This window comes from Micromonospora sp. WMMB482, assembly GCF_019038635.1.
Taxonomy (GTDB): domain Bacteria; phylum Actinomycetota; class Actinomycetes; order Mycobacteriales; family Micromonosporaceae; genus Micromonospora; species Micromonospora marina.
Genome location: NZ_JAHOPD010000020.1, coordinates 6526074 through 6549354, shown reverse-complemented (window position 1 = coordinate 6549354; position 23281 = coordinate 6526074). Strand labels below are relative to the sequence as shown.

The 23281-nt window shown below is 73.6% G+C and carries 13 protein-coding genes and 1 pseudogene; 10 read left to right on the top strand and 4 right to left on the bottom strand.

Annotated features, from left to right (window positions below; translation table 11 throughout):
- Nucleotides 1-10: 10 nt before the first annotated feature.
- The 3 genes and pseudogenes from KSK32_RS31550 to KSK32_RS31540 form a co-directional block, all read left to right on the top strand.
- Nucleotides 11-5491: pseudogene (locus KSK32_RS31550) on the top strand (type I polyketide synthase); the annotation flags it as partial.
- Nucleotides 5492-5578: 87 nt separating this feature from the next.
- Nucleotides 5579-6631 carry an ABC transporter ATP-binding protein gene (locus tag KSK32_RS31545; protein WP_030498869.1) on the top strand — a complete coding sequence of 351 codons (1053 nt, stop codon included), beginning with the start codon at nt 5579-5581 and terminating at the stop codon, nt 6629-6631.
- Nucleotides 6628-7467 carry an ABC transporter permease gene (locus KSK32_RS31540; RefSeq protein ID WP_216935463.1) on the top strand — a complete coding sequence of 280 codons (840 nt, stop codon included), beginning with the start codon at nt 6628-6630 and terminating at the stop codon, nt 7465-7467. The genes KSK32_RS31545 and KSK32_RS31540 overlap by 4 nt, the downstream gene beginning before the upstream one ends.
- 111 nt (nt 7468-7578) lie before the next feature.
- Here KSK32_RS31540 and KSK32_RS31535 read toward each other — a convergent pair whose 3' ends face one another.
- Together KSK32_RS31535 and KSK32_RS31530 are read right to left on the bottom strand one after the other, a co-directional pair.
- Nucleotides 7579-10401 (bottom strand): LuxR family transcriptional regulator, encoded by a 2823-nt coding sequence (locus tag KSK32_RS31535; RefSeq protein ID WP_216935461.1) that lies wholly within the window; start codon nt 10399-10401, stop codon nt 7579-7581.
- 499 nt (nt 10402-10900) lie between these two features.
- Complete coding sequence (locus KSK32_RS31530) at nt 10901-13756, bottom strand: AAA family ATPase (RefSeq protein ID WP_216935459.1); 2856 nt, start codon at nt 13754-13756, stop codon at nt 10901-10903.
- A gap of 1272 nt (nt 13757-15028) precedes the next feature.
- Here KSK32_RS31530 and KSK32_RS31525 point away from each other — a divergent pair.
- Nucleotides 15029-16402: an AMP-binding protein gene (locus tag KSK32_RS31525; RefSeq protein WP_216935457.1), complete on the top strand. Its 1374-nt coding sequence runs from the start codon at nt 15029-15031 to the stop codon at nt 16400-16402.
- A gap of 42 nt (nt 16403-16444) precedes the next feature.
- On the opposite strand, the gene KSK32_RS31520 is transcribed toward KSK32_RS31525, so the two are convergent.
- Nucleotides 16445-16936 carry a cold shock domain-containing protein gene (locus KSK32_RS31520; RefSeq protein ID WP_216935455.1) on the bottom strand — a complete coding sequence of 164 codons (492 nt, stop codon included), beginning with the start codon at nt 16934-16936 and terminating at the stop codon, nt 16445-16447.
- Nucleotides 16937-17090: 154 nt separating this feature from the next.
- On the opposite strand from KSK32_RS31520, the gene KSK32_RS31515 reads away from it, so the two are divergent.
- Nucleotides 17091-17753: a 4'-phosphopantetheinyl transferase gene (locus KSK32_RS31515; RefSeq protein ID WP_216935453.1), complete on the top strand. Its 663-nt coding sequence runs from the start codon at nt 17091-17093 to the stop codon at nt 17751-17753.
- Here the strand turns inward: KSK32_RS31515 and KSK32_RS31510 are convergent.
- Entirely contained in the window at nt 17750-19162 is a 1413-nt protein-coding gene (locus KSK32_RS31510) for an acyl-CoA synthetase (protein WP_216935444.1), read from the bottom strand. The two genes, KSK32_RS31515 and KSK32_RS31510, sit on opposite strands and share 4 nt — an antisense overlap.
- A gap of 199 nt (nt 19163-19361) precedes the next feature.
- On the opposite strand from KSK32_RS31510, the gene KSK32_RS31505 reads away from it, so the two are divergent.
- The 5 genes from KSK32_RS31505 to KSK32_RS31485 all read left to right on the top strand — a co-directional run bounded on the left by KSK32_RS31505 (nt 19362) and on the right by KSK32_RS31485 (nt 22892).
- A complete protein-coding gene (locus KSK32_RS31505) occupies nt 19362-20024 on the top strand; it encodes an HAD-IA family hydrolase (protein ID WP_216935442.1) in 663 nt (220 codons plus the stop codon).
- A 300-nt stretch (nt 20025-20324) separates the two neighbouring features.
- Nucleotides 20325-21263, top strand: a complete 939-nt coding sequence (locus tag KSK32_RS31500) for an ABC transporter ATP-binding protein (protein ID WP_216935440.1) — start codon at nt 20325-20327, stop codon at nt 21261-21263.
- The gene (locus KSK32_RS31495; RefSeq protein WP_216935438.1) at nt 21260-21997 is read left to right on the top strand and encodes an ABC transporter permease; all 738 of its coding nucleotides are present in this window, start codon (nt 21260-21262) and stop codon (nt 21995-21997) included. The genes KSK32_RS31500 and KSK32_RS31495 overlap by 4 nt, the downstream gene beginning before the upstream one ends.
- 251 nt (nt 21998-22248) lie before the next feature.
- Nucleotides 22249-22491: a DUF5988 family protein gene (locus KSK32_RS31490; protein WP_216935437.1), complete on the top strand. Its 243-nt coding sequence runs from the start codon at nt 22249-22251 to the stop codon at nt 22489-22491.
- 20 nt (nt 22492-22511) lie between these two features.
- The gene (locus KSK32_RS31485; protein ID WP_216935435.1) at nt 22512-22892 is read left to right on the top strand and encodes a glyoxalase/bleomycin resistance/extradiol dioxygenase family protein; all 381 of its coding nucleotides are present in this window, start codon (nt 22512-22514) and stop codon (nt 22890-22892) included.
- Nucleotides 22893-23281 lie beyond the last annotated feature (389 nt).

The following is a 23281-nucleotide window of genomic DNA, read 5'->3' as shown; positions in this document are numbered from 1 at the left end:
GGAGCGCCCGATGAATGTTTCCCTGGACGAGGTCGTCGGCGCGCTGCGTGCGTCCCTGCTCGACAACCAGAAGCTCAAGCAGCAGAACCAGCAGCTCACCGCCGCGCTCAGCGAACCGGTGGCGATCATCGGCATGAGCTGCCGGTTCCCCGGCGGTGTCGGGTCACCCGAGCAACTGTGGGACCTGGTGGCCGCCGGCGGCGACGCGATGTCGGCGTTCCCGGACGACCGGGGCTGGAACCTGGGCGCGCTCTACGACCCGGACCCCGACCCCGACAGCCGGGGCACGTCGTACGTGCGGGAGGGCGGGTTCCTCTACTCCGCCGGGGACTTCGACCCGGCGTTCTTCGGCATCAGCCCCCGCGAGGCCCTCGCCATGGACCCGCAGCAGCGGCTGCTGCTGGAGACCGCCTGGGAGGCGTTCGAGCGGGCCGGCATCGACCCCACCCGGCTGCGCGGCGCGCCCACCGGCGTCTATGCGGCCACCAGCAGCCAGGGTGACTACGCGGCCCTGCTCACCGGGGTCACCGGCGGCGTCGAGGGCTACCTCGGCACCGGCAGCGCCGCCGCCGTGGCGAGCGGCCGGATCTCCTACGCTCTCGGGCTGGAGGGGCCGGCGGTCACCGTGGACACCGCGTGCAGCTCGTCGCTGGTCGCGCTGCACCTCGCCTGCCAGGCGCTGCGGCTGGGCGAATGCACGATGGCGCTGGTCGGCGGGGTGTCGGTGATGGCCACCCCGACCGTCTTCGTGGAGTTCTCCCGGCAGCGGGGCCTGTCCACCGACGGCCGGTGCAAGTCGTTCGCCGCCGCCGCCGACGGCACCGGCTGGTCCGAGGGAGCCGGCATGCTGCTCGTCGAGCGGCTCTCCGACGCCCGCCGCAACGGCCACCCGGTCCTCGCCGTGCTGCGCGGCAGTGCCGTCAACCAGGACGGTGCGAGCAGTGGGCTGACCGCTCCGAACGGCCCGTCGCAGCGCCGGGTGATCCGGCAGGCTCTGGCGAACGCGGGGCTGGGTGCCGACCAGGTGGATGCCATCGAGGCGCACGGTACGGGCACCACGTTGGGTGATCCGATCGAGGCGCAGGCGCTGATTGCGACGTATGGGCAGGGTCGGTCCGCCGACCGGCCGTTGTGGCTCGGCTCGGTGAAGTCGAACATCGGGCACACGCAGGCGGCGGCGGGTGTGGCCGGGGTGATGAAGATGGTGCTGGCGATGCGGCACGGGGTGCTGCCGCCCACGCTGCACGTGGACGAGCCCACCCCGCACGTCGACTGGTCGGCCGGGGCGGTGTCCCTGCTGACCGGCCCGCAGCCATGGCCGGAGACCGGGCAGCCACGCCGGGCCGGGGTCTCCGCGTTCGGCATCAGCGGCACCAACGCACACGTCGTCATCGAGCAGGCCGCCGCGACGGACACCGACGACGTCCGGCCGGCCGGTACGCCCGCCCCGCCGGTACCGTGGATCGTCTCGGCCCGCTCCGCACCGGCCCTGGCCGGGCAGGCGCGACGGCTGCTGGCGCATCTGGCCGATCACCCCGAGCTGACCCCCGCCGACGTGGCGTACTCGCTGGTCACCACCCGGGCGGCCCTGCCGTACCGGGCAGCGGTGATCGGCGGGGACCGCGACGCGCTGCGGGCCGGCCTGCACGCGGTCGCCGAGGAGCGCGACACCCCCGGCGTGGTGCGAGGCGTGGCCCGCCCGGCCGGCAAGGTCGCGTTCCTCTTCACCGGGCAGGGTTCCCAGCGCCTCGGCATGGGCGCCGAGCTGTGCCGCCGGTTCCCGGTCTTCGCCGCCGCCTTCGACGAGGTGGCCGGCGAGCTGAACCGGCACCTGAGCCGGCCGCTGCGGGAGGTGGTCTTCGCCGAGGCCGACTCGCCCGGCGCGGATCTGCTGGACCGTACCGAGTTCACCCAGCCGGCGCTGTTCGCCTACGAGGTCGCCGCATACCGGCTGGTCACCGCCTGGGGGCTACGCCCGCAGTTTCTGCTCGGCCACTCGGTCGGCGAGCTGGCCGCGGCACACGTCGCCGGAGTGCTGTCGCTGGCCGACGCGGCGACCCTGGTGGCCGCCCGGGCCCGGCTCATGCAGCAGTTGCCGCCCGGTGGGGCGATGCTGGCGGTGCAGGCGTCCGAGGCGGAGGTGGTCCCGCTACTCGACGAGCGGGTGTCCCTGGCCGCCGTGAACGGCCCCCGGTCGGTGGTGCTCTCCGGCGACGAGGAGGCCGTGCTCGCGGTGGGGCGGCGGCTGTCCGCCGAGGACCGGCGGTCCCGTCGGCTGCGGGTCAGCCACGCCTTCCACTCCGCCCGGATGGACGCCATGCTGGCCGACTTCCGGATCGTCGCGGAGAAGGCCGCGTGGCACCCGCCGAACCTTCCGATCGTCTCCGACCGCACCGGCGAGCCGCTCACCGCCGCCCAGGCCACGGACCCGGGCTACTGGGTCGACCACGTCCGGGACACCGTCCGTTTCCACGCGGGCGTCGCCACCCTCGCCGCCGGCGGCGTCGGAACCTTCGTGGAACTCGGCCCCGACAGCGCCCTGACCGTGCTGGCCCGGGAGTGCCTGCCCGACATGGAACCGGCGGCCTTCGTGCCGCTCGCCCGCCGGGACCAGCCGGAGGCGACCACGCTGCTCGCCGGGCTGGCCGCGGTCGACCTGCGCGGTGCCGGGGTCGACTGGGCGGCTCCCTTCGGCGGCAGCGACGCCGCGCGCGTCGAACTGCCCACCTACGCCTTCCACCGCGAGCGTTTCTGGCCGGATCCGCCCACAGTGGATTTCGTCCCGCCCGCCGCGACCGGGGAGGACGAGGAGTTCTGGGCGGCCGTGGCGCAGGGACGACCGGCCGAGCTGGCCGCCGCGCTCGGTCTGCCGGTCGACCGGCAGGACGCGCTCGCCGACGTGCTGCCCGCCCTCGCCTCCTACCGGGACCGGCGGCGTCGCGGATCGGAGCTGGACGGGCTGCGCTACCGCGCCGACTGGGAACGCGTCGACCTGTCCTCCGCCCGTACCACGCCGGCCGGCCGATGCCTGCTGGTGGCCGGGGTCGGCACCGACGCCACCGCGGTGCTCACCGCGCTGCGCGCCGAGGGCCTGGACCCGACGCTGGTCACGGTGGGAGACGACCTGGACGCTGTCGCCCAGGCCTCGCTCGCCGACGGCACCTGGTCGGTCGTGGTCTCGCTGCTGGCGGCGGAGGAACCGGTGGCCGGCGCGGGAACCGGCGCGCTCGCCGGGACGGCCGCGCTGGTGCGGGCCCTCGCCGCTGCGGGGAACGGCACGCCGATGTGGACCGTGACCCGGGGCGCGGTGGCCGTCGACGCGCACGACGCCGCTCCCGGCGTGGCCGGGGCGTACCTCTGGGGCCTGGGCCGGGTGATGGCGCTGGAGCAGCCGCGCCTGTGGGGCGGGCTGGTCGACCTGCCGGCGGAGCCGGACGACGTCGAGCTCGCCGCGCTCGCCCGGGTCGTCGCGTCCGGCGGCGACGAGGACCAGGTGGCGGTACGCTCCGGCGGGGTGTATGCCCGGCGGCTCCGCCGGGCGCCGGCCGGCGCCACCGATACGGACTGGCGGCCCCGCGGCGCGGTCCTGGTGCACGGGTCCGCGCAGGTGCGTACCCCGCACCTGCTGCGCTGGCTCGCCGAGCGCGGCGCGTCGCACCTCGTCCTCGTGGGGCCGGTGGCGGATGCCGACCCGCCCGGCCCGGACGTCGCAGTCACCGCCGTCGGCGACCTGGACGGGCTGCCCGAGGTGCTGGACCGGCTGGCCGCCACCGGCAGCGAGATCCGCACCGTCCTGCACGTCGCCGACTCCGACGGGGCCGGCGACCCGGTTGCGGTGCTGGACCCGCACGACCTGGCCGACGCCGTGGCCGCCCGTACCGCCGCCGTGGAACTGCTCGGGCGGGCCTGCGCCGGCCTGCCGGTCGACGAGTTCGTCGTCTTCACCTCGACCGCCGCCGTCTGGGGCAGCGGGGGAGCGGCGGTCGCCGCCGCCGTGGGCGCCGGGCTGGCGGCGGTGGCCGCGGGCTGGCGTGCCGCCGGCCGCCCGGCCACCGTCGTCGCGTGGGTGCCCTGGGCGGACGAGGTCACCGATGCGGCGCAGTTGCGCCGCCGGGGGGTCCGGCCGCTGCCCGCCGACGTGGCGCTGTCCGCGCTGGGGCAGGCTCTGGTCCGCGGCGACGACCAACTGGCCGTGGCCGACCTCGACTGGCCCGCGTTCGTGCCGGCCTTCACCGCCGTACGGCCCAGCGCTCTGCTGCGCGGCGTGCCCGAGGCGACGGTCGGCGCGGAGCCGGAGGCCGGCGATGCCGCGACCGATCCCGCCCGCGCGCTGTGCGAGCGGCTGGCCGGCGTTCCGGCCGGCGACCGGCACCGGATCCTGCTGGACCTGGTCCGGGCACGCGTGGCCACCGTCCTCGGGCACGCCTCGCCCAACGCGGTCGAGGCCGACCGGGACTTCCTGGAACTCGGCTTCGACTCGCTGACCGCACTGGAACTGCGCGACGCGCTGCGCCAGGAGACCGGGGCGGAGCTGTCGGCGACCCTGCTCTTCGACCATCCCACCCCTACGGCGCTGGCCGTTCACCTGCTCGGCCGGCTCCTCGGCGCGGCGGCGGCCGGGGACGGCGCGGACGACGCCGGTGGACCTGCCGGGGAGAGTGCCGGCGGCGGACTGCTCGGCGGGTTGTTCAACCAGCCGAAGGCGCGCGAGAACCCGGCCGGGTATGCCGAACTGCTGGTCAAGCTCGCCCAGTTCCGCCCGAGCTTCCGCGAGCCGGCGCAGCTCACCCGCCCGGCCGGTATCCTCCGGCTGGCCGAGGGCGGCGCCCGGGCGCAGTTGGTGTGCTGCTGCACGATGTCGCTGCTCTCCGGCGCGCACGAGTACGCCCGGCTGGCCGCCGGCTTCCGGGGCGTACGTGACGTGTGGGCCCTGCCCAACCCCGGGTTCGGCGTGGGTGAGGAGCTTCCCGCCGACCTCGACGCGCTGCTGCGGGTGCACGCCGACACGGTGCTGCGTACCGTCGGCGCCGGCCCGTTCGTGGTGGCCGGTCACTCCGGTGGTGCGATGGTTGCCAACCTGCTCGCCGGGGAGCTGGAACGCCAGGGCCGCCCGCCGGACGCGGTGGTGCTCATGGACACCTACCCGGCCGACAGCGAGGTGCTCGGCGGGTGGGTGCCGCAGCTTCTCGACGGGATGATCGACCGGGACACCGCGTACACGCCGATGGACGACTGGCGGACGACGGCGTGGGCGGGCTACCTGCCGCTGTTTCTGGACTGGCAGCCGACCGAGATGGACGCGGCGACCCTGCTGGTGCGGGCCACCGAGCCGCTGGGGGAGTGGGACGGCGAACCGGACGGCTGGCGGTCGCGCTGGCCCTACCCGCACGAGGCTGTCGACGCGGCTGGCGACCACTTCAGCATGGTCGCCGACCGGGGGCCGGAACTCGCCGGCACGGTCCAGCGCTGGCTGGCCGCACGGGGCCTGTGACCGGTTCCGCCCCTGGCGTGCCCCTAGCGCCCCCTATCAGCGCACATACATCTATCGGACCGACGTTCCAGGACGGAGCATGACGACGTGGACGAGGCAGTGGTGGTCACGGAGCTGGTCAAGCGGTACCAGCCCAACATGCCACCGGCGGTGGACGGGCTGAGTTTCTCCGTCGCCGCCGGTGAGGTCTTCGGCCTGCTCGGGCCGAACGGTGCGGGCAAGACGACGACGATCGGGGTGCTGACCACACGGGTGCGGGCCACCTCGGGCCGGGCCCGGGTGTGCGGCGCAGACGTGATCGGCTCGCCCGCCGCCGCCCGGCAGTTGCTGGCGGTCGTACCGCAGCGGGTGAACCTGGACCGGGCGCTGACCGTCCGGCAGAACCTGCTGTTCCACGCCGCCTACCACCGGGTGCCCCGGGCGCAGCGCATCCGGCGGGCGGACGAGTTGCTGGACCAGATGGGGCTCAAGGACTTCGCGAACCACCGCACCGACTTCCTGTCGGGCGGCCTCGCCCAGCGGACGATGATCGCCCGCGCGCTGATGCACTCGCCCCGGGTGCTCTTCCTCGACGAGCCGTCGGCGGGCCTCGACCCGCAGTCCCGGCTCTTCGTGCACGACCGGATCGCCGAGCTGAAACGGGACGGCGTGACAGTGGTGGTCACCACACACGACATGGACGAGGCGGAGAAGCTCTGCGACCGGGTCGGCATCGTCGACCACGGCAAGCTGCTCACCATGGACACGCCGTCCGCGCTGACCCGTACGCTGCCGGGCAGCAGCACCCTGACCCTCGTGGTGACCCCCGGCGCCTCCGCCGAGGAGGTGCGGGCCGCGCTCGATGCGATCCCCGACGTGGAGCAGGTGGAACACTTCAAGATGACCGCCAAGGTGCCCGTCGCCGCGCCGGCGTTTCCCGGCATGCCGGCGATGCCGATGCCCGCCCCGGTCCCGGATGCCCCCGCCGACTCGGACGCCCCCCTGTCCTTCCGTGTCTACACCAGCGGTCAGCCGGCCAACGCCATCCCGATGGCGATGAAGATCCTCGCCGACCTGGGTTGCGAGGTTCGTGACCTCAACATCGGCCAGCCCAGTCTGGAAGATGTCTTCATCCACCTGACCGGAAGGGAACTTCGGTGAGCGTCACCGCCCCCGCCCCCCCGTCCGCGCCGTCACCGGCCGCGGCGCCGCCGCCGGTGAGCGCGCTGGACCAGCTTGCCACCTTCCGCGCGGTGCTCTCGCGGGACCTGTTCGTCACCGGCCGGGAGCTGGTCGGCTTCCTGCTTCAGGTCTTCATCCAGCCGCTGTTCATGCTGCTGATCTTCGGCAAGGTGCTCAGCGACCTGGGTTACGCCAGCGACGACTTCTCCAACGTGCTGCTGCCCGGCGTCATCGCGCTGAACGCCTTCCTGATCGGCCTGGAGAACACCGCGCTGCCGATGATGATGGACTTCTCCTTCACCCGGGAGATCGAGGACCGCCTCCTGGCGCCCATGGCGACCCCGCTGGTGGCGCTGGAGAAGATCGTTTTCGGGGGCATCCGTGGCCTGATCGCCGGTGTGGTGCTGATCCCGGTCGGCATGCTCATGCTCGGCGTCACCTGGCCCTGGGCGGTGGTGCTCAAGGTGGTCGGGGTGTTGGCGATCGGCGCGCTGGTCGGCGCGGCGGTCGGTCTCGCCTTCGGCACCCTGGTGCCCACGCAGCACATCCAGATCATGTTCACCGTGGTGATGACCCCGATCATGTTCACCGGTGCCACCCAGTTCCCGCTGCTCGGCCTGGACTCGCTGCGCTGGTATCAGGTGATCTGTTCGCTGAACCCGCTGACCTACATCAGCGAGGCGACCCGGTCGCTCGTCGGCCCGCCGGGGGTCGAGTCGCTGCCGCTCTGGCTGTGCATGTGTGTCCTCACCGGGGTCTTCGTGGCGTTCTCGGCGATCGGCATGCGTGGCTTCATGCGTCGCGCCATGGACTGACCCCGCCCGGGATGCGGTCCGCGAGGGCCCGAGCCGCTCCTGCGGTTCGGGCCCTCGCCTCTGCCCTGTGTCGCAGGGGGCCGGTGGTCACCGCGCCCCTGCGACAGCCGGTCAGGACGTGGCGCTCTGTGTCTCGTCGGCCAGCGTCTCGGCGTACACGGCGAGCCGGGACGGCAGGTCGGTCCGGCGCTTCACGTCGAGCTTGCGGTAGACCCGGGTCAGGTGCTGCTCGACAGTGCTCACCGTGATGAAGAGCTTGCTGGAGATCTGGCGGTTGGTGTGGCCCTGTGCGGCCAGCGCGGCAACGCGCCGCTCGGCGTCGCTCAGCCCGTCTTCCGGTTCCTGGAGTTCGGCGGCGGCCGGGTACGCCGGCAGCCCACTGCCCGGCTCCCGGCGGATCAGCCGCTGAGCCAGCACCGACGCCCCGCAGTCCTGCGCGAGCTGGTAGGCGCGGCGGACGAGCAGCCGGGCGCGGGCGGACTCTCCGGCGCGCTGGAGCGTCTGACCGGTGTCGCCGAGGGCACGGACGAGCTCCAACCGGTCGCCGCTGGACTGAAGCAGGTTGACCGCCTCGGAGAGCAGCTTGCGCCGGTGGTCCTGGGCGGCGGTGGTGGCGAGCAGGCGCAGCGTGCGGCCCCGGGTCCGGTCGTCGACCCCGTGCGGCACCCGCAGTTGCTCCTGCAGGAGCTGCATGGCCTGCGTCTTGTTGCCGACGCTGAGCTGCACCCGGGCCAGCTCCAGCCGCCACGGCACCAGTCCGGCCGCGTCGATCCCCCACGTGCGCATCAGCTCGCCGCAGCGCCGCAGGTCGGTGGTGGCGGCGTGCGGCCGGCGTACGGCCAGGTGGTGCCGGCCGCGTGCGGCCAGGTAGTGCAGGCCCAATGGGGTGCGGAGCATGCCGGGCGGGGTCGGGTGGGCCAGCCACCGGTCGGCCTCGGCGAACCGGCCCGACTCCGTCGCGGATGCGATCAGGGTGGACAGCGGTCCGGCGATCGCCACTCCCCAGGCGGGAGCGGGCATGTCCTCCAGGGCCGCGCGGGCGTGGTGCTCGGCACCGGGCAGATCGCCGACGCGCAGGGCCGCCTCCGCCCGGATCGCCCGGATCACCGCCCGCCAGCCCGGCGCGTGCTGAACCACCGGCCGGTCGAGCAGCACGTCGCCCCAGACCGCGGCCCGGTCCGACCGGCCGGCCCAGAGCAGCGCCAGCAGGGGCGCGGTCAGCAGGCCGAGGGCGCCGTCGTCCGTGTGGTGGCGCTGCAGGATCTGCTCGGCGGTCGGCACCGTGTCGTTGTCGGCGGTCGGCGTCAGCGCGGTGCCGAGCACCGTGACCGCCTGCAGGAGCGGGCTGACGGTGGTCGGGGCGCTGGCCGCGCGGCTCCAGGTGGCCGGGGTCTGCCGTACGCTCGCCAGGTGGTCCGGGTGGGAGAGGGAGACCAGAAGCTGCATGATCCGCAGGCGGCCGGGCGGGGCGGCCGGAGCCTGCTCCTCGTCCGCCGAGAAGCCGCTGACGGCCTCGGCAGCCTCGTCGACGCGGCCCTGCCAGAGCAGGTACGGCACGGCGGAGAGGCTCGCATCGGTGGACCAGCCGACGGCCCGCGCCGTCTGCACCAGCTCCGTCAGCTGCCCGTTCACCGTCAACGGGTTGAGCTGCCAGCGGGCATTCACCAGCATCTCGGTGGTGGCGGTGCGTTGCCGCTCGTCCACCGGCGCGCTGGCGAGCAGCCGCAGGCAGGCTGCCGCCACGTCGGGCCGGCCGGACGAGAGCGCGTGACCGGCGGCGTCCTGGAGCACCGGCACCCGCCAGCCGGCCACCGTCGCACCGGCGGCCACGAGGTGCTCGGCGACCACGCTCGCCTCGGCGCCGCGGTCGTGCAGCACCTCGGCGGCCCGCTGGTGCAGGCCGCGCCGCTCGTCGGCCGACATGTCAGCGAGGATCGAGTGCAGGATGCGCGAGTGGCGTAGCTGGTCGCACTCCATCAGACCCGAGGTACGCAACACCCGCACCGCCGGGACCGTGGTCGTGGGCATCACGTCGAGGAGGTGGCCGAGCAGTTCGGTCGACGCGGGCCGGTCGAGCACGGCGAGCGCCTGGGCCACCCGGCGTACCCCGGGCTCGTGGCGGTAGAGGCACCCGAGCACGGCCTGGTCGAACGCGTCACCGACGGACGGAACGTCGTGGTCGCTGCCCTCGCCACCGGCCCGTTCGTCGAGCAGCGCCCGGGTGAGCAGTGGATTGCCTCCGGTCATCCGTACGTAGTGTTCCGCGGTCCTGCGGGCGTCAGCGTCCTCGACGGCGCCCTCGACCAGCCGGGCGACGGCGTCGACGGTCAGCGGTGGCAGGCCGATCCGGGAGAAGTGCGGCTGGCTGAGCAGCTCGGCGCGGAACAGCGGGTGCGGCGGGCGCAGCGTCGACGCCTCCGCGAGCACGACCATGATCCGGGCGTGGCGCAGCCGCCGGGTCACGTAGAGCAGGCAGTGCAGCGAGGCCGGGTCCGCGTGGTGCACGTCGTCGACGAGGAGGATCAGGGGCCCGTTGGCCGTCAGGTCGACCAGGGTGGTGAAGAGGCCGTGCAGCAGGGGCGCCCAGGCCCGGTCTCCGGCGGACGCCTCGCCGCCGACTTCGGGCAGCGGCACCGCGGAGGTGGCGTCGCGCAGCAGTTTCTCGACGTGGGCGGCGGCCTCCGGGGCGAGTCGTGCACTGTGGAAGAGCTGCCCGACGACTCCCAGGTGGAGACCGCGCTCCGCTCGTGAACCGGTCGCGCTCATCACCTGCCCGCGGGAGGCGGCCGTCCACTCGCCGAACGACTCCAGCAGGCTGGTCTTGCCGCTGCCCACGGCTCCGGTGACCAGCGCGACGTGTCCGCGCTGCTGCTCCTCGCAGGCGTTGAACACGCGCCGCAGACGGGTGATCTGTTCCTCTTGCTGAACCAGCACCTGCGCGTAAGCCCTCCTTGTACGCGGCGCGGGCCTGGAAACGCCGGTGCGGCCCGACACCGCCACCCCTGCCGGAGACAGCCGCCCTCCGCCCGCGTCTCGCCGGGTAGGGGTGGAGCGCGCCGGGCGGCCACGCCGGGTGGACCTGAAATCCTTCGTCGGACCGGTCTTCCAGCCGTACGGTCCGCGTGATGAGGCGAGTCTGGCACCGGCGCGATGGTGCGACAATGGGCGTGAGACCCCACCGTTTCGCACCCAAACCTGCGGCCCCGAAAGGCGTTTAGGGGTTGCGCGATCCGGGGTGAGGGGTGTCGGAGCCGACCGGCCCGGGGAGGCGACACGTCAGTGAACGGCCGGTGTCGGGCGTACAGCCTGATGGTGCCACACCGCGACTTCCGGAGGTGCCCACAGTGGTGGTGGACGGACTCTTCGCGACGGTGGGCGACGGCGACGGTCGCGTGACGCCCGGCGGCTCTTGCGTGCGGAACCCCGACCGGGATCAGCGTGGCCGAGGGCCGGACGGACGGCCGCCCGGAGGGTCGGTGCCCCGCGTAAGCGGGTTCAGCACCGTCGTACCGGGGCGGTCGAACCGCAGCCGTCCGGCGAGTTCGCTGCGCGAGTTGACGTCCAGCTTCCGGTAGATGCGCGTCATCCGCTGTTCGATCGCGCTGACCGTCAGGAAGAGCTTCTCGGCGATCTCACGATTGGTGTGACCCTGGGCGGCCAGGATGGCCATCCTGGATTCGGTGTCCGTCAGGCCCTGGACCACGACCGCCGCACCCGCCCGGCTGCGGGTGGCACCGTCCCTGGCGGACAGGGCGCTGGGCCACAATGTCGGGATGCCGCACTCCTCCGCGAGAGCCCGGGCCGACCGGGTCGCGGCGCGGGCCTGCCGCCGGTCGCCGGCCTGCTCGTAGGCGTGACCGAGGTCGGCGAGGTTGTGCGCCAGCTCCATCCGGTCGCCGCACTGCCGCAGCAGCCGTACGGCACTGCGCAGGTGCGGGATCCGTTCCTGTCCCTCCTCGGTCGCGGCCAGAACCCGCAGGGCCGCGGCCCGGTACCGGACGTGGAGGGGCCGCAGCCGGGTCAACTCGTCGCGCACCAGCTTGCGCGCCTGCTGACGGCGGCCCATCCGGAGCAGTGCCCGAGCCGACTCGGTGCGCCACGGCACGAGACCCGAGAAGTCCAGCTGCCACCGTTGCATGAGTTGCCCGCAGAGCTGGAAGTCGGCCAGCGCGGCCTCGGGGCTTCCCGCGGCGAGGGCGTGCGTTCCGCGGGCGTGCAGGTAGTGCAGCCCGAGCGGAGTCTCGAAGGTCGCCGGCGGCACCGGCACCTGGAGGCAGTCGGCCGCCGTGTCGAGCTGGTCCATAAGGGTCAGGGCCCGTATCCGGACGGCGAGAGGTATCCCGATCACCACCCCCCAGCCCTTCGGCGAGAGCTGCCCCAGTGCCTCGTCGGCCAGCTTGCCGGCGCGGGGAAGGTCGCCGAGCCGGCCGGCGACGGCGGCCCGCAGGGCGGTGAGCGTGGCCGAGGGCGTGGGGTGGTGCGGGGTGGCGAGGTGGCGGCCCAGCCGGTCGCACCAGTCGTCGGCCAGGTCGAGCCGATCGGCGTAGATCATGGCGATGAGGGCGCAGATGACCCTGAACATGTGCGGTTCGTCATCCGGCCCGGTGGTCGACAGCGTCCGCTCGGCCTCCTCGACCACGCCGGCGTCACCCCGGGCCAGTACGCCGGACAGCAGGATGACCCCGCTGAGCCCGTGCTTGACCCGGGCCAGCGTGAGCGGATCCCGCGCGGCCACGGCGGGGGCGGGCCGGTCGACCACGACCCCGGGATAGAGCGTCGAGATCCAGCCGGTGATGATGAGCAGCTCGGCCATGGACTGCGGATCGGCGGCATCCGCCCGCTCGCTCAGGTGCCTGACCAGGTCGACGGCCTTGTCGATCTCACCGTGCCAGAGGAGGTACTGGATGGGACCGGCGGCCTGTTGGCTGCCGAGGTGCCCGGCCCGGATGGCGGAGGCGACGCTGACCAGGTGAGGGATCGTGGCCTGCGGGTCGAGCCGCCACTCGGCGCGCGCCAGCGCGGAGCGGATCCGCGCCCGCAGGCACTCGCCGACACCACTGCGGTGCGCCCGGCGCAGGTACCGCAGGGCGGTCTCCACCTCGCCGTCGAGCAGCGCCTGCTCGCCGGCGTCCAGCAGGGTCTGCGCCATCCAGGGCTCGGCCAGCTCGCCGATGCCCACCAGGTGCGGCGCGATCCGCGCCGGGGGCGCGCCGTCGTCGTGCAGCAGGCGGGCCGCTGCCAGATGCAGCCGTCCGCGTTCCTCGGCGGTCATCCCGTCGATCACGGCCTGGGTCACCGTCGGATGGCGCAACCCCTGTTCGTCGATCAGCCCCGCGCTGGTCGACTTGTCGACAGCGTCCAGCGCGGGGTGCGACCGGGCGTCGACGAGGTGCGGCAGCAGGCTGCCGTGCAGCGGCTCGCCGGTGACGGCGAGCACCCGGGCGGTGTTGAGCACCAGGTGGTCGCAGCGGTACAGGCAGCTCAGCACGGCCTCCCGGAACGACTCGCCGACCGCCGGGGCGTCGGCGGACCGTGGCGCGGCCGCCTGGTCATCGGCGAGCGCGTGCACCAGGAGCGGATTCCCGCCGCTGATCCGGTGGCTCGCCTCGGCGATGCTGCGGGCGAGCGGGATGTCGAGCCGTTGGGCGAGGAGCTGGAACGTCCCCTCGGCGGTGAGCAGCGGCAGGCGGATGCGGTGCAGCCTCGCCGGTTGCAGCATCTCGGCGTGCACGTCCGCCCGCCACGGCCGGGTGCGTGGCGCCTCCGTCAGGACGATCAGTACGGGTAGGCCGGAGAGCCGCCGGGCCACGTAATCGAGGCAGCGCAGCGACGGCGCGTCCGCGTGATGGATGTCGTCCACCACGATGACCAGCGGCCCCCGGGAGGTCAGTTCGAGCAGGGCGCGCCCGATGGCGGCGGTGAGCCGGGCGTTCTCCGCGTCCGCCGGATCGGCGTCGTTCCATGCGAGGGCGCCCGCGTCCAGCAGACTGGCGAGGCGGGTTCGGATGTCAGGGGCGTCCGCGGCGCACAACGGCACCGCGCGGACGAGCTGCCGGACGACCTCCAGCGGTACGCTGCGCTCCGCGCGGGAGGCGCTCGCGCCGACGACCCGTGCTCCGGCGTCGCAGGCGCGCCGGGCGAAGGTCTGTGCGAGCGCGGTCTTGCCGGAGCCGACCGGGCCGGTCAGCACGGTCACCGGCCGGTCGGTCGGCGCGGCGCCGCCGCGGAGCAGGTCTGCGAGTCGGCGCTCCAGCAGGTCGAGCTGGCTTGAACGCTCGGTCAGCTCCATCACCACCCCCTCCGGGGGAGGGCCGCTTGCCCTGTGCGGCCCGACAGCTCGACCAAATTGGAGACCGGCAATTCTTGACCCATTCCACTAGCGGCAAGTATCGACGGGCGTCGAGCTTCGCCGGTGAGCCATCGACCGACGTGACCGGTTGGCCGCTGCGAGCCGTGTTCCCGTATGTGTCGGCGATAATTCCCCAGCTCCTTCGGGGTCGAAACTTCCTATCGACCTCCGTGATGGTGGGAGTATGGCAGTTGGGCAAATGGGCGGCAAGCCGAGTTGTGTAAAGGATGAGCAAACATGGGTTACTCGTCGCGGGTGGCCCGGCCGGGGGTGACAACGGAAAGTCGCCGGCTGGTCCCGTACCGTGACAGAGCGCTTCCATGAGCCGATGGTTCCGCTTATCCGGCCCGCCTGCTGATTGGCGTGTGAGCTTTTTCGTGCTAACCGGGTGTCCGGGCGTCGCCGGTCGCTCTTGTCGAGGGGGCCGACGCCGCCCGCGGTTGCGGCGTGCGGAGACGCCGAGCTGAGTGTCATCGTGGTTGAACTCGGCGTTCGTGGCTCCGCCCGTGCCGATCCGGCGCGGGTGGCGTGGTGCCGGAAGCTGGCGTGGACGTGTCGTCCGGCCTCCGGCGTGCGGCCGTGGGGTCTGGTCGGGTGTCTCGGCAATTGCCGGAGGCGCTCGATTGCTGCGGTGTGAGGCCTCGATGCCGGAACTGCGACCGATGCCTGTTCGATTCTGCTGGCGGTCGTTGGTTGGTGCGCGTCATCGAGCCACGATTCGGACGTTTGGGAGATTCTGCGATTATGTTGTTAAAAAGAGAATTATGCATCCGAGTGCCTGTTGGTCGCGGAGGTCTGCGGTTTCATTCGACCCGGGGCTGATCCAATGCAGAACACGTTAAGGCGATAAAGTCGCGACGCGAGCTGCCACGCATTAATAAAGACACTTTCGGTCGATGTTCGCTCGCCGAGGACGAATGCGGTCTCTGCATTGTTCGCCGAGCCGGAGTGAGCGCTCGGGCCCACCGTTGTATCAGGACGGACGGGATCCGGTCCTAGCTGGCCAGTAGGCCCCGGCAGGGGGATCCGGACTCGGTGGCTAGGGGTTGTGCCCGACGATAGCCCGGCCCTAATTTCGGGGCACCCGGTCTTTACCGTCGGGATAGCCGGACATGGGGCCGTGCAGGCCCGAGACCTGAAAGGTCCTGTGGTCGTCGTGATGTCCCAGCTGCCGCCGCGACTCGTTGCGGCCCCGCGCAGGGGATAGCGGAGATGACACTGCTGCCGGTGCTGCGGGGATTCGGTGCGGATCGGGCCGACGCGGTCATGGTGGCCGGAGAAGCCCTCTCCAGCGAGGCCCTGCTGGGCTGCGTCACCGCGGTCGCCGATCGGATCAGGGGCGCGACGGCGGTCGCGGTCGACGGCACACCGACGCTGGAAGCGGTGGTCGGAATGCTCGGCGCCGTCCTCGCGGGGGTGCCGCTCGTACCGCTGCCTCCCGGCGCCGACGAACGCGAACGCAGCCGCATCCTGCGGCAGTCCGGGGCTACGGTGATCCTCGGCCGTGCCCCGTCCGGGGCCGACGGCCTGCCCGCGATCCCGGTCGACCTGCGAGAACACGCCTCGACGCGGCATCCCGAGCCCGCCCCGGGCAGCGACGCCGTCATCCTCTACACCGGTGGCGTATCAGGGCCGCCGCGAGGGGTGCGCATCTCGCGCCGCGCCATCGCCGCCGACCTCGACCTTCTGGCCCGTGCGTGGCACTGGAGCGAGGAGGACGTGGTCGTCCAGGGCACCCCGCTGTTCCGGGCGTACGGTCTGGTCGTCGGCCTGCTCGGCGCACTGCGGGCCGGTAGCCGTTTCGTCCACCTCGACCACGCCGGCACCGGGCCGGTCGGCTCCATGCACCTGGCGTCGCCCGACCAGTGGGCGAGGATGGCGCTGGACAGCCACCGGGCCCGGCCGCTGTCCGCGGCGCGGATGCTCGTCTCCGCGGACGGCCCGCTGGCCCGCGCCGTGGCCGAGCGGCTCCGGCTGCTCACCTCGCACCGGCCGGTGCAGGCCTACGGCACCACCGAGACGCTCGTCGCGCTGACCGGGCTGGCCGGCGACCGTACGCTTCCGGGCGCTGTCGGCACGCCTCTGCCCGGCATCGAGACGCGCGTGCTGGACCGCGAGGACCGGCCGGTGCCGGCCGACGGCGAGTCGGTGGGCGAGCTGAGCGTCCGCGGGCCGACGCTGTTCAGCGGGTACGTCGGCGGGCGGAGCCTCGCCGCCGGTCGCTGGCACGCCACCGGGGACCTGGTCAGCGTGGCCCCCGACGGCACGTACCGGATCATCGGGCGGTGCGGGCTCGACGTGGTGCACAGCCGGGGCCGGCGGATGCCTGCCAGCCAGATCGAGGAGGTGTTGCTGAGCCACCCCGGCGTACGCGACGCCTCCGTCGTCGGCACGCCGCACCACGCGCTCGGCGAGCAGGTCACCGCCTACGTCGTCGCCGAGGGGGTGACCGCGCAGGTGCTCATCGACCACGTCGGCCGGTACCTCTCGGCGGGCCAGCGCCCCCGGCGGGTGCACTTCGTCGACGAGCTGCCGCGCAGCGCGCTCGGGCGGATCAGGAAGTCCCTGCTGATCGCCGGCGGCTGAGCCGACCGGACGGCGGGCGGCGGTGACCCGCCCCCGCCACGGTCAGCCCTCCACCCAGCCGTGCCGCCGGGCCAGCTCCAGCATCCTCGCACGTACCGCCACGATCTGCGCTCCGGTCAGGTCCGGCACGGAGGTCACCAGCGCCTCGGTGGTCTCCGCAGAGAAGGCCCGCTCGGAGAGGACGTCGCACAGGCCCTCGTCGTCCTCCGCGCTGCCCGTGACCTGCCCGCTGTCCCGCCCGCCGCCGACCGTGACGCCGGCCCGGGCGGACAGCCCGGCACCGGCCGTCGGGGCGCGATCCGCACCCGGGGCGACGCCGACCACCCGCACCAGCACGGCCTTGGGCCCGCGCTCGGTCTCCACCGCGTCGTACTCGACCGGGACGCCGGGCGTCAGTGCCCCCTTGTCGCCGTCGAGCATGTTCGCGTGCACGAACACGTCGTCGCTGTCGTCGTCCGGGGTGATGAACCCGTAGCCCCGCACCTCGTCGAACCGCACCACTTTGCCAGTAAGCATCGCCATTCCCGCGTCCATCCGCCCAAGACCAGGTGCCCCACCCGCAAGCCCGGGCCGGCGCCCAGGGTGGCACCTGTCCCGGGCGGGCCGGCACCCGTACCCGACCCCTATGGTGCACCTATCGCCGAGGCCGCCGCGGCACCGGGTGCCGCAGCGCCTACCATCGGCCAACGTGATCGAGCAGATCCTGCCCTCCACCGTGGCGGTGGCCGAGTCCTTCACCGATCCCGCCGGCGTAACCCTGTTCCCCGAGGAAGAGGCGCTGGTGGCACGGTCGGTGGAGAAACGCCGCCAGGAGTTCGCCACCGTGCGGCACTGCGCCCGGCTGGCCCTCGGCGAGCTGGGTCTCGCCCCGGCGCCGATCGTCTCCGGCGCGCGCGGTGCCCCGCTCTGGCCGGCCGGCGTGGTCGGCAGCATGACGCACTGCGATGGCTACCGGGCGGCGGTGGTCGGCCGTACGACGGGGTTCGCCAGCCTCGGGGTGGACGCCGAGCCGCACGCCCCGCTGCCCGACGGGGTGCTGGGCGCGATCGCCCTGCCGGCCGAACGGTCGCGCACCGTCACGCTCGGCGCGGTCCGCCCCGCCGTCTGCTGGGACCGCCTGCTGTTCAGCGCCAAGGAGGCGGTGTACAAGGCGTGGTTCCCGCTCACCGGTCGGTGGCTGGACTTCTCCGAGGCGGACATCGTGTTCGACCCGGCCGGCACGTTCGAGGCCCGGCTGCTGGTGCCCGGTCCGGTGCTCGGCGGGGCCGAGGTGCGGGCGTTCGCGGGCAGGTTCCTGGTCGAGCGGGGGCTGGTGGTCACCGCGATCAGCATCGCGGCAGTGGCGTCCTAACCGGCTGCGCTCAGCCGCGTCTTCTGCACCTTGCCCAGGGCGTTGCGGGGCAGGGCGTCGACCAGGCGCACCTCGCGGGGTCGCTTGTGCGCCGAGAGGTGCCGGGCCACGAAGTCGATCAGTTCGGCCCCGTCCACCCCGTCGCCCACCACGTACGCGGTGACCTGCTGGCCGAGGTCGGGGTGCGGGGTGCCCACCACGGCTGCCTCACGGACCCCCGGGTGCGTCAGCAGGGCGTCCTCCACCTCCCCGGCGCCGATCCGGTAGCCACCGCTCTTGATCAGGTCGGTCGACGCCCGGCCGACGATCCGGTGCCAGCCGTCCGGGTCGACGGTGGCGACGTCCCCGGTGCGGAACCAACCGTCCGGGGTGCGGCTCGCCGCGTCGGCGTCCGGGTGGTTGAGGTAGCCGTCGAACAACGTTGGGCCGGTGACCTGAAGCTCGCCCATCGTCGCCCCGTCGGCCGGGAGCGGGGCGCCGTCGTCGTCGACCAGCCGCGTCCGGACCCCGGGCAGCGCCAGCCCGACGGTGCCGGGCCGGCGTGGGCCGTCCGTCCGGGCGCTCACAGTGATCAGGGTCTCGGTCATCCCGTACCGCTCGACGATCCGGTGACCGGTGAGGGTGGCGAGGTCGGCGAAGACCGCCGCCGGCAGCGCCGCGCTGCCCGAGACCAGCAGCCGCGCCGGACGCAACGCCCGGGCCGCGTCCGGGTCGGCGGCGATTCTGGACCACACGGTCGGCACCCCGAAGTACATCGTGCCGTTGGCGGCGGCGTACCGGTCGGGGCGGGGACGGCCCACGTGGTGCAGCCGGCCGCCCAGCCGCAGTGGTCCGAGCACGCCGAGCACCAGCCCGTGCACGTGGAACAGTGGCAGGCCGTGCACCAGCAGGTCGTCCGGCGTCCATGCCCAGGCGTCGGCCAGCCCGTCGAGGCAGGCGGCGATCGCGCGGCGGGAGATCACGGCGCCCTTCGGGGCGCCGGTGGTGCCGCTGGTGTAGAGGATCACCGCGGTGCGGGCCGGATCCGGCTCGGGGTGAACGGTGTCCGACCGCCGGGTCAGGTCGACGGGCACGACGGGCCGGCCGGCGTCACCGACGGTGGGTCCAGCGCCGGCCGGGGCCAGCAGCGCCGTCGCGCCCGAGTCGCGCAGGATGTGATCGCGCTCCATCGGCCCGGCGTCCGGCGGGATCGGCACGACCGCCGCCCCGGCCGTCAGCGCGCCCACCACGCCGACCACCGTCTCCAGGGTGGCGGTGGCCTCGATCGCCACCCGGTCGACGCCGCGCAGCTCGTCGGCCACCGCCGTGGCCAGGCGGCGAAGCTCCACCCAGGACGCCGCCCGGCCGTCGACCCGGATCGCGTCCGGGTGCTCGTCGGTGCCCTTCGTCAGCCAGCCCAGCAGCGGCATGGTGCGATCCTCTCAGCGGCCCGGTCCTAGCCCTGCCGGGGGCCGCGACGCCGGTAGGGTGGCGGGGTGCCGCCGGATCCGGGTGGGCGAGTGCGCCGCGCCGGTGGGCCGGGAGAACGGTCCTGACCGTAGTCGGGGGTTTCCGCAACCGGCCACCCCTACCGGCCGGGGCGGGTCGCGCGGACGGGAGGTGACATCGGTGGTCGCGAGGGCGGCGGCACCCGACGGTGTCCGCGCGGTGGTGTTCGACCTCGACGGGGTGCTGGTCGACAGCCTCGCCGTGGCCAGAGAGGCGTTCGCCCTCGCCTACGCCGAGGTGGTCGGCGACGGCATGGCCCCGGTCGAGGAGTACTGCCGCCACCCGGGCCGGTACCTGCCGGAGGTGCTGGAGCTGATGGGCCTGCCGGCGGCGCTCGCCGAGCCGTTCGTGCGGCAGAGCAACCGCCTCGCACACCGGGTCAGCCCGGTCGACGGCGCGGCGGAGCTGCTGCGCACCCTGCGTCGGCGGGGGATCGGGCTCGCCGTGGCCACCGGCCGCAGCGGCGTACGCGCCCGGGACCTGCTCGGCCGGCTCGACCTGTTGCCGCTCGTCGACCACGTGGTGGGCTCGGACGAGGTGCCCCGCCCGAAGCCCGCGCCCGACATCGTACGGCGGGCACTGCACCTGCTCGGGGCCCGCCCGGCGGAGGCGCTGATGGTCGGCGACGCGCCCAGCGACCTGGCCAGTGCGCGGGCGGCCGGGGTGACGGCGGTGGCCGCGCTGTGGGGCGAGTCCGAGGAGGAGACGCTGCGCACGGCCGGCCCGGACGTCGTCCTGACCCGGCTCGACGAGCTGCTGCCGCTGTGCCCGGGCCGGCGGTGACGAGCCACACCGGATCCGTGGGCGGGAAGCCGCCCGGAGTCGCCCGGCCGGACGGACGCCCGGACACCCGACGTGACCGGGCGACACCCCTGTCGCCGGGCGGCACCCCTGTGGAGGGTCGTTCCCCGCATCGACACCCCCGATTCATCATCTGATCAGTTGATCGGCGCATCGGTTGCGCGGATGATGTCGGGCGTCGGTCGGCCCGGGTCCGGCCCGTTCCCGCGGACCGACGCCGCGATCAGCCGAGGGGTCCGCCCTTGCCCGCGGCGAGCCGCACGTGAAGGAGGACCATCCCGGATGCCGGTCATCGAGGTCGATCATCTGCAGAAGCGGTACGGCGAGAAGGTCGCGGTCGACGACGTCTCCTTCACCGTCGAGCAGGGCGAGGTCTTCGGCGTCCTCGGCCCGAACGGAGCCGGCAAGACGACCACTGTCGAGTGCGTGCAGGGATTGCGCCGCCCCGACGGCGGGAGCGTCCGGGTGTTCGGGCTGGACCCGGTGCGCGACCGCACCGAGGTGCGCCAGCGCGTCGGCGCCCAGCTCCAGGAGAGCCAGTTGCCGGACAAGGTGCGGGTGCGGGAGGCGCTGGACCTGTACCGGTCCTTCTACCGCAACCGGGCCGACATCGACGAGCTGCTGACCGACCTCGGCCTGGCCGAGCAGCGCAACACGTACTTCCAGAAGCTCTCCGGCGGGCAGAAGCAGCGACTGTCGGTGGCCCTGGCGCTGGTGGGGAGGCCGGAGGTCGCCATCCTCGACGAGCTGACCACGGGCCTCGACCCGCAGGGCCGCCGGGACACCTGGGATCTCGTCGAGCGGATTCGCGACCGCGGCGTCACCGTCGTGCTGGTCACCCACTTCATGGAAGAGGCGCAACGACTCTGTGACCGGATCGCGATCATCGACAAGGGGCGGATGGTGGCCATCGACAGCCCCGCTGGCCTGCTCGCCCGGGTCGGCAGCGAGCACCGGGTGCACTTCCGCCCGGCGGAGCCGGTCGAGGACACCCTGCTGCTCGCCGCGCCCGACGTGACCGGGGTCAGCCGCTACGGGGCGGAGGTGACGGTGACCGGCACGAAGGACGTGCTCCAGTCGGTCCTGGCAGTGCTCAACGGGCGCGGGACGACCTACACGGACCTGCGGGTCGAACAGCCCACCCTCGACGACGCCTTCGTCGCCCTGACCGGCCGCGGCGGCCGGGCCGCGCAGTCCCCGACCGACGGGAGGTCGTCGTGAGCGCCCTGTCCAAGCTGATCGCCGTCGAGGCGAAGCTGTTCCTCCGGGAACCCGTGTCGTTGTTCTTCGTCTTCGCCCTGCCGATCGGCCTGATGCTCGTATTCGGCCTGCCGCAGCGTGCCGGTACAGCCGCCGACACCGGCCAGCACGCCGAGCAGACGTTCCTGCCGTCGCTCGCGCTGGCTCTGACCATCGGCATGCTCGCGCTCTTCACCCTGCCGATGGCGCTGGGCATCTACCGGGAACGCCGGATCCTGCGCCGCCTGGCGACCACCCCGGTGCGGCCTGCGCTGCTGCTGGTCGCCCAGGTTGTGGTCAACCTCGTGATGGGCGTGCTCGGTGCGGTGGTCACCTCGATCGCCGTGCGGTTCCTGCTGGACCAGCCGGCGCCGGCCAACCTGCCCGGGTTCGTGCTGGCCTTCCTCCTCGGGGTCGCGTGCCTGTTCGCCGTCGGCCTGCTGATCGCGGCGCTGGCGCCGTCGGCCAGGGCGGCACAGTCGATCGGCCCCGCGCTGTTCTTCCCGCTGCTCTTCCTGGCCGGCGCCTGGCTGCCCCGCGACCGGATGCCGAGTGCCCTGGCGGCCGTGGCCGACTACTCGCCGCTCGGCGCGACTGTCGACACCATCGGCGCGGCGTGGGCGGGGGCCGACCCCGAGCTGCCGCAGCTGATCGCCCTGGCCGTCACGGCTGCCGTCGCCGCCCTGGGGGCCACGCGGTTCTTCCGCTGGGAGTGAGCCCGCCTCCCGATCGGGCTGGTCCGGGCATCGTCGCTGCCCAGGGCCGTTTCTAGGGGTGCGCTAAGGGTGCTCACGAAATGTGATCTGCACTACGTTCGGAGCTGAACGGGTGGCCGCTCACCGGACAAGGACGTTCGACCGCGGAGCGTCCGTTCATCCGGCAACGGGTGTCGTTGGACCTGTGTGGACCGAACCGCCGTCGCCCCTGCGGCGGCTCGTGAGGTGCGGAATGCGACGGAGGTCGTGCCATGAAGGACGTTTCGCAAGCTGATCCGGTCGCCCGTGACGCCGCCGGCGTCATCGATGTCGTCCTGGAGGGCGGCCCGGCCGGCCTGCCGGCCGATCTGCGCAGCCGTCGGGTGCCCAGGGCAGAGAAGAAGATCAAGATCCTGTACTACGGCGGGTACGAGCACTTCGAGCGGGGCACCGCCGCCGCGACGGTCGAGCCGGTGGTCTTCCGCTGGACCGGCCGGACCCGGATCGCCGAGTAGCGAAGGGACGCAGCAGTCTCATGCGGGCACAGGACCAGCGGACGGCACCGCACCTGACGGTCAGCGACACGAGCGAGGCGATCGCCTTCTACACGGACGTCTTCGACGCCGTGGCCATCCAACGGGAGTGCCTGCTCGACGGGCATGTCGTGCACGCCGAACTGGCCGTCGGCGGTCATCGCCTGATCGTGAGCGAGTGGTGGGAGGCGGGCGACCCGTCGGTGGCCGCGAACCGTGACGAGGTGCTGACCATCGAGCGGACGGACCCCGAGTCGGTGCTGCGGCGGGCGGTGGCCGCGGGCGCCCACGTCGAGCCGCCGGCTGGCCCGTCGCACCAGGTCACGTTGCGCGACCCGGCCGGCCTCTGCTGGAGCGTCGTCGGCCCGCAGCGGACGGGGTAGGGCGAGTCCCGGTGGACCCGGGACAGCCCGCGGGAACCCGTCCGTACGGTGCAGGTTCCCGCCCGTCCGGCGGGACGTCGCCGGAGTCCGCGCGGTGCGCGGCGCCTGGGCGCTCCTCCGGCCTCCTGGTCAGCCGCGAGCGGTCCCGCCAGGGCGCGCTTGTCCGGCCTACCGCTCGGCCCCACCGGAGCCCGGTCGATCCACCGGATCGTCTGCGAGGCCGACGGGCCTGCACGACGACGACGTCCCGGATCCGGCCGACCAGGTGCGGGTAGCCGTCGCCATTCAGCCGGGCCAGGTCGCGGGTGCGGACCCAGCCGTCCACGGGGCCGAGCACGTCGAGTGCCTCGGTGAGCCGGCCCGGTGCGAGCGGCGACCCGGAGACCAGC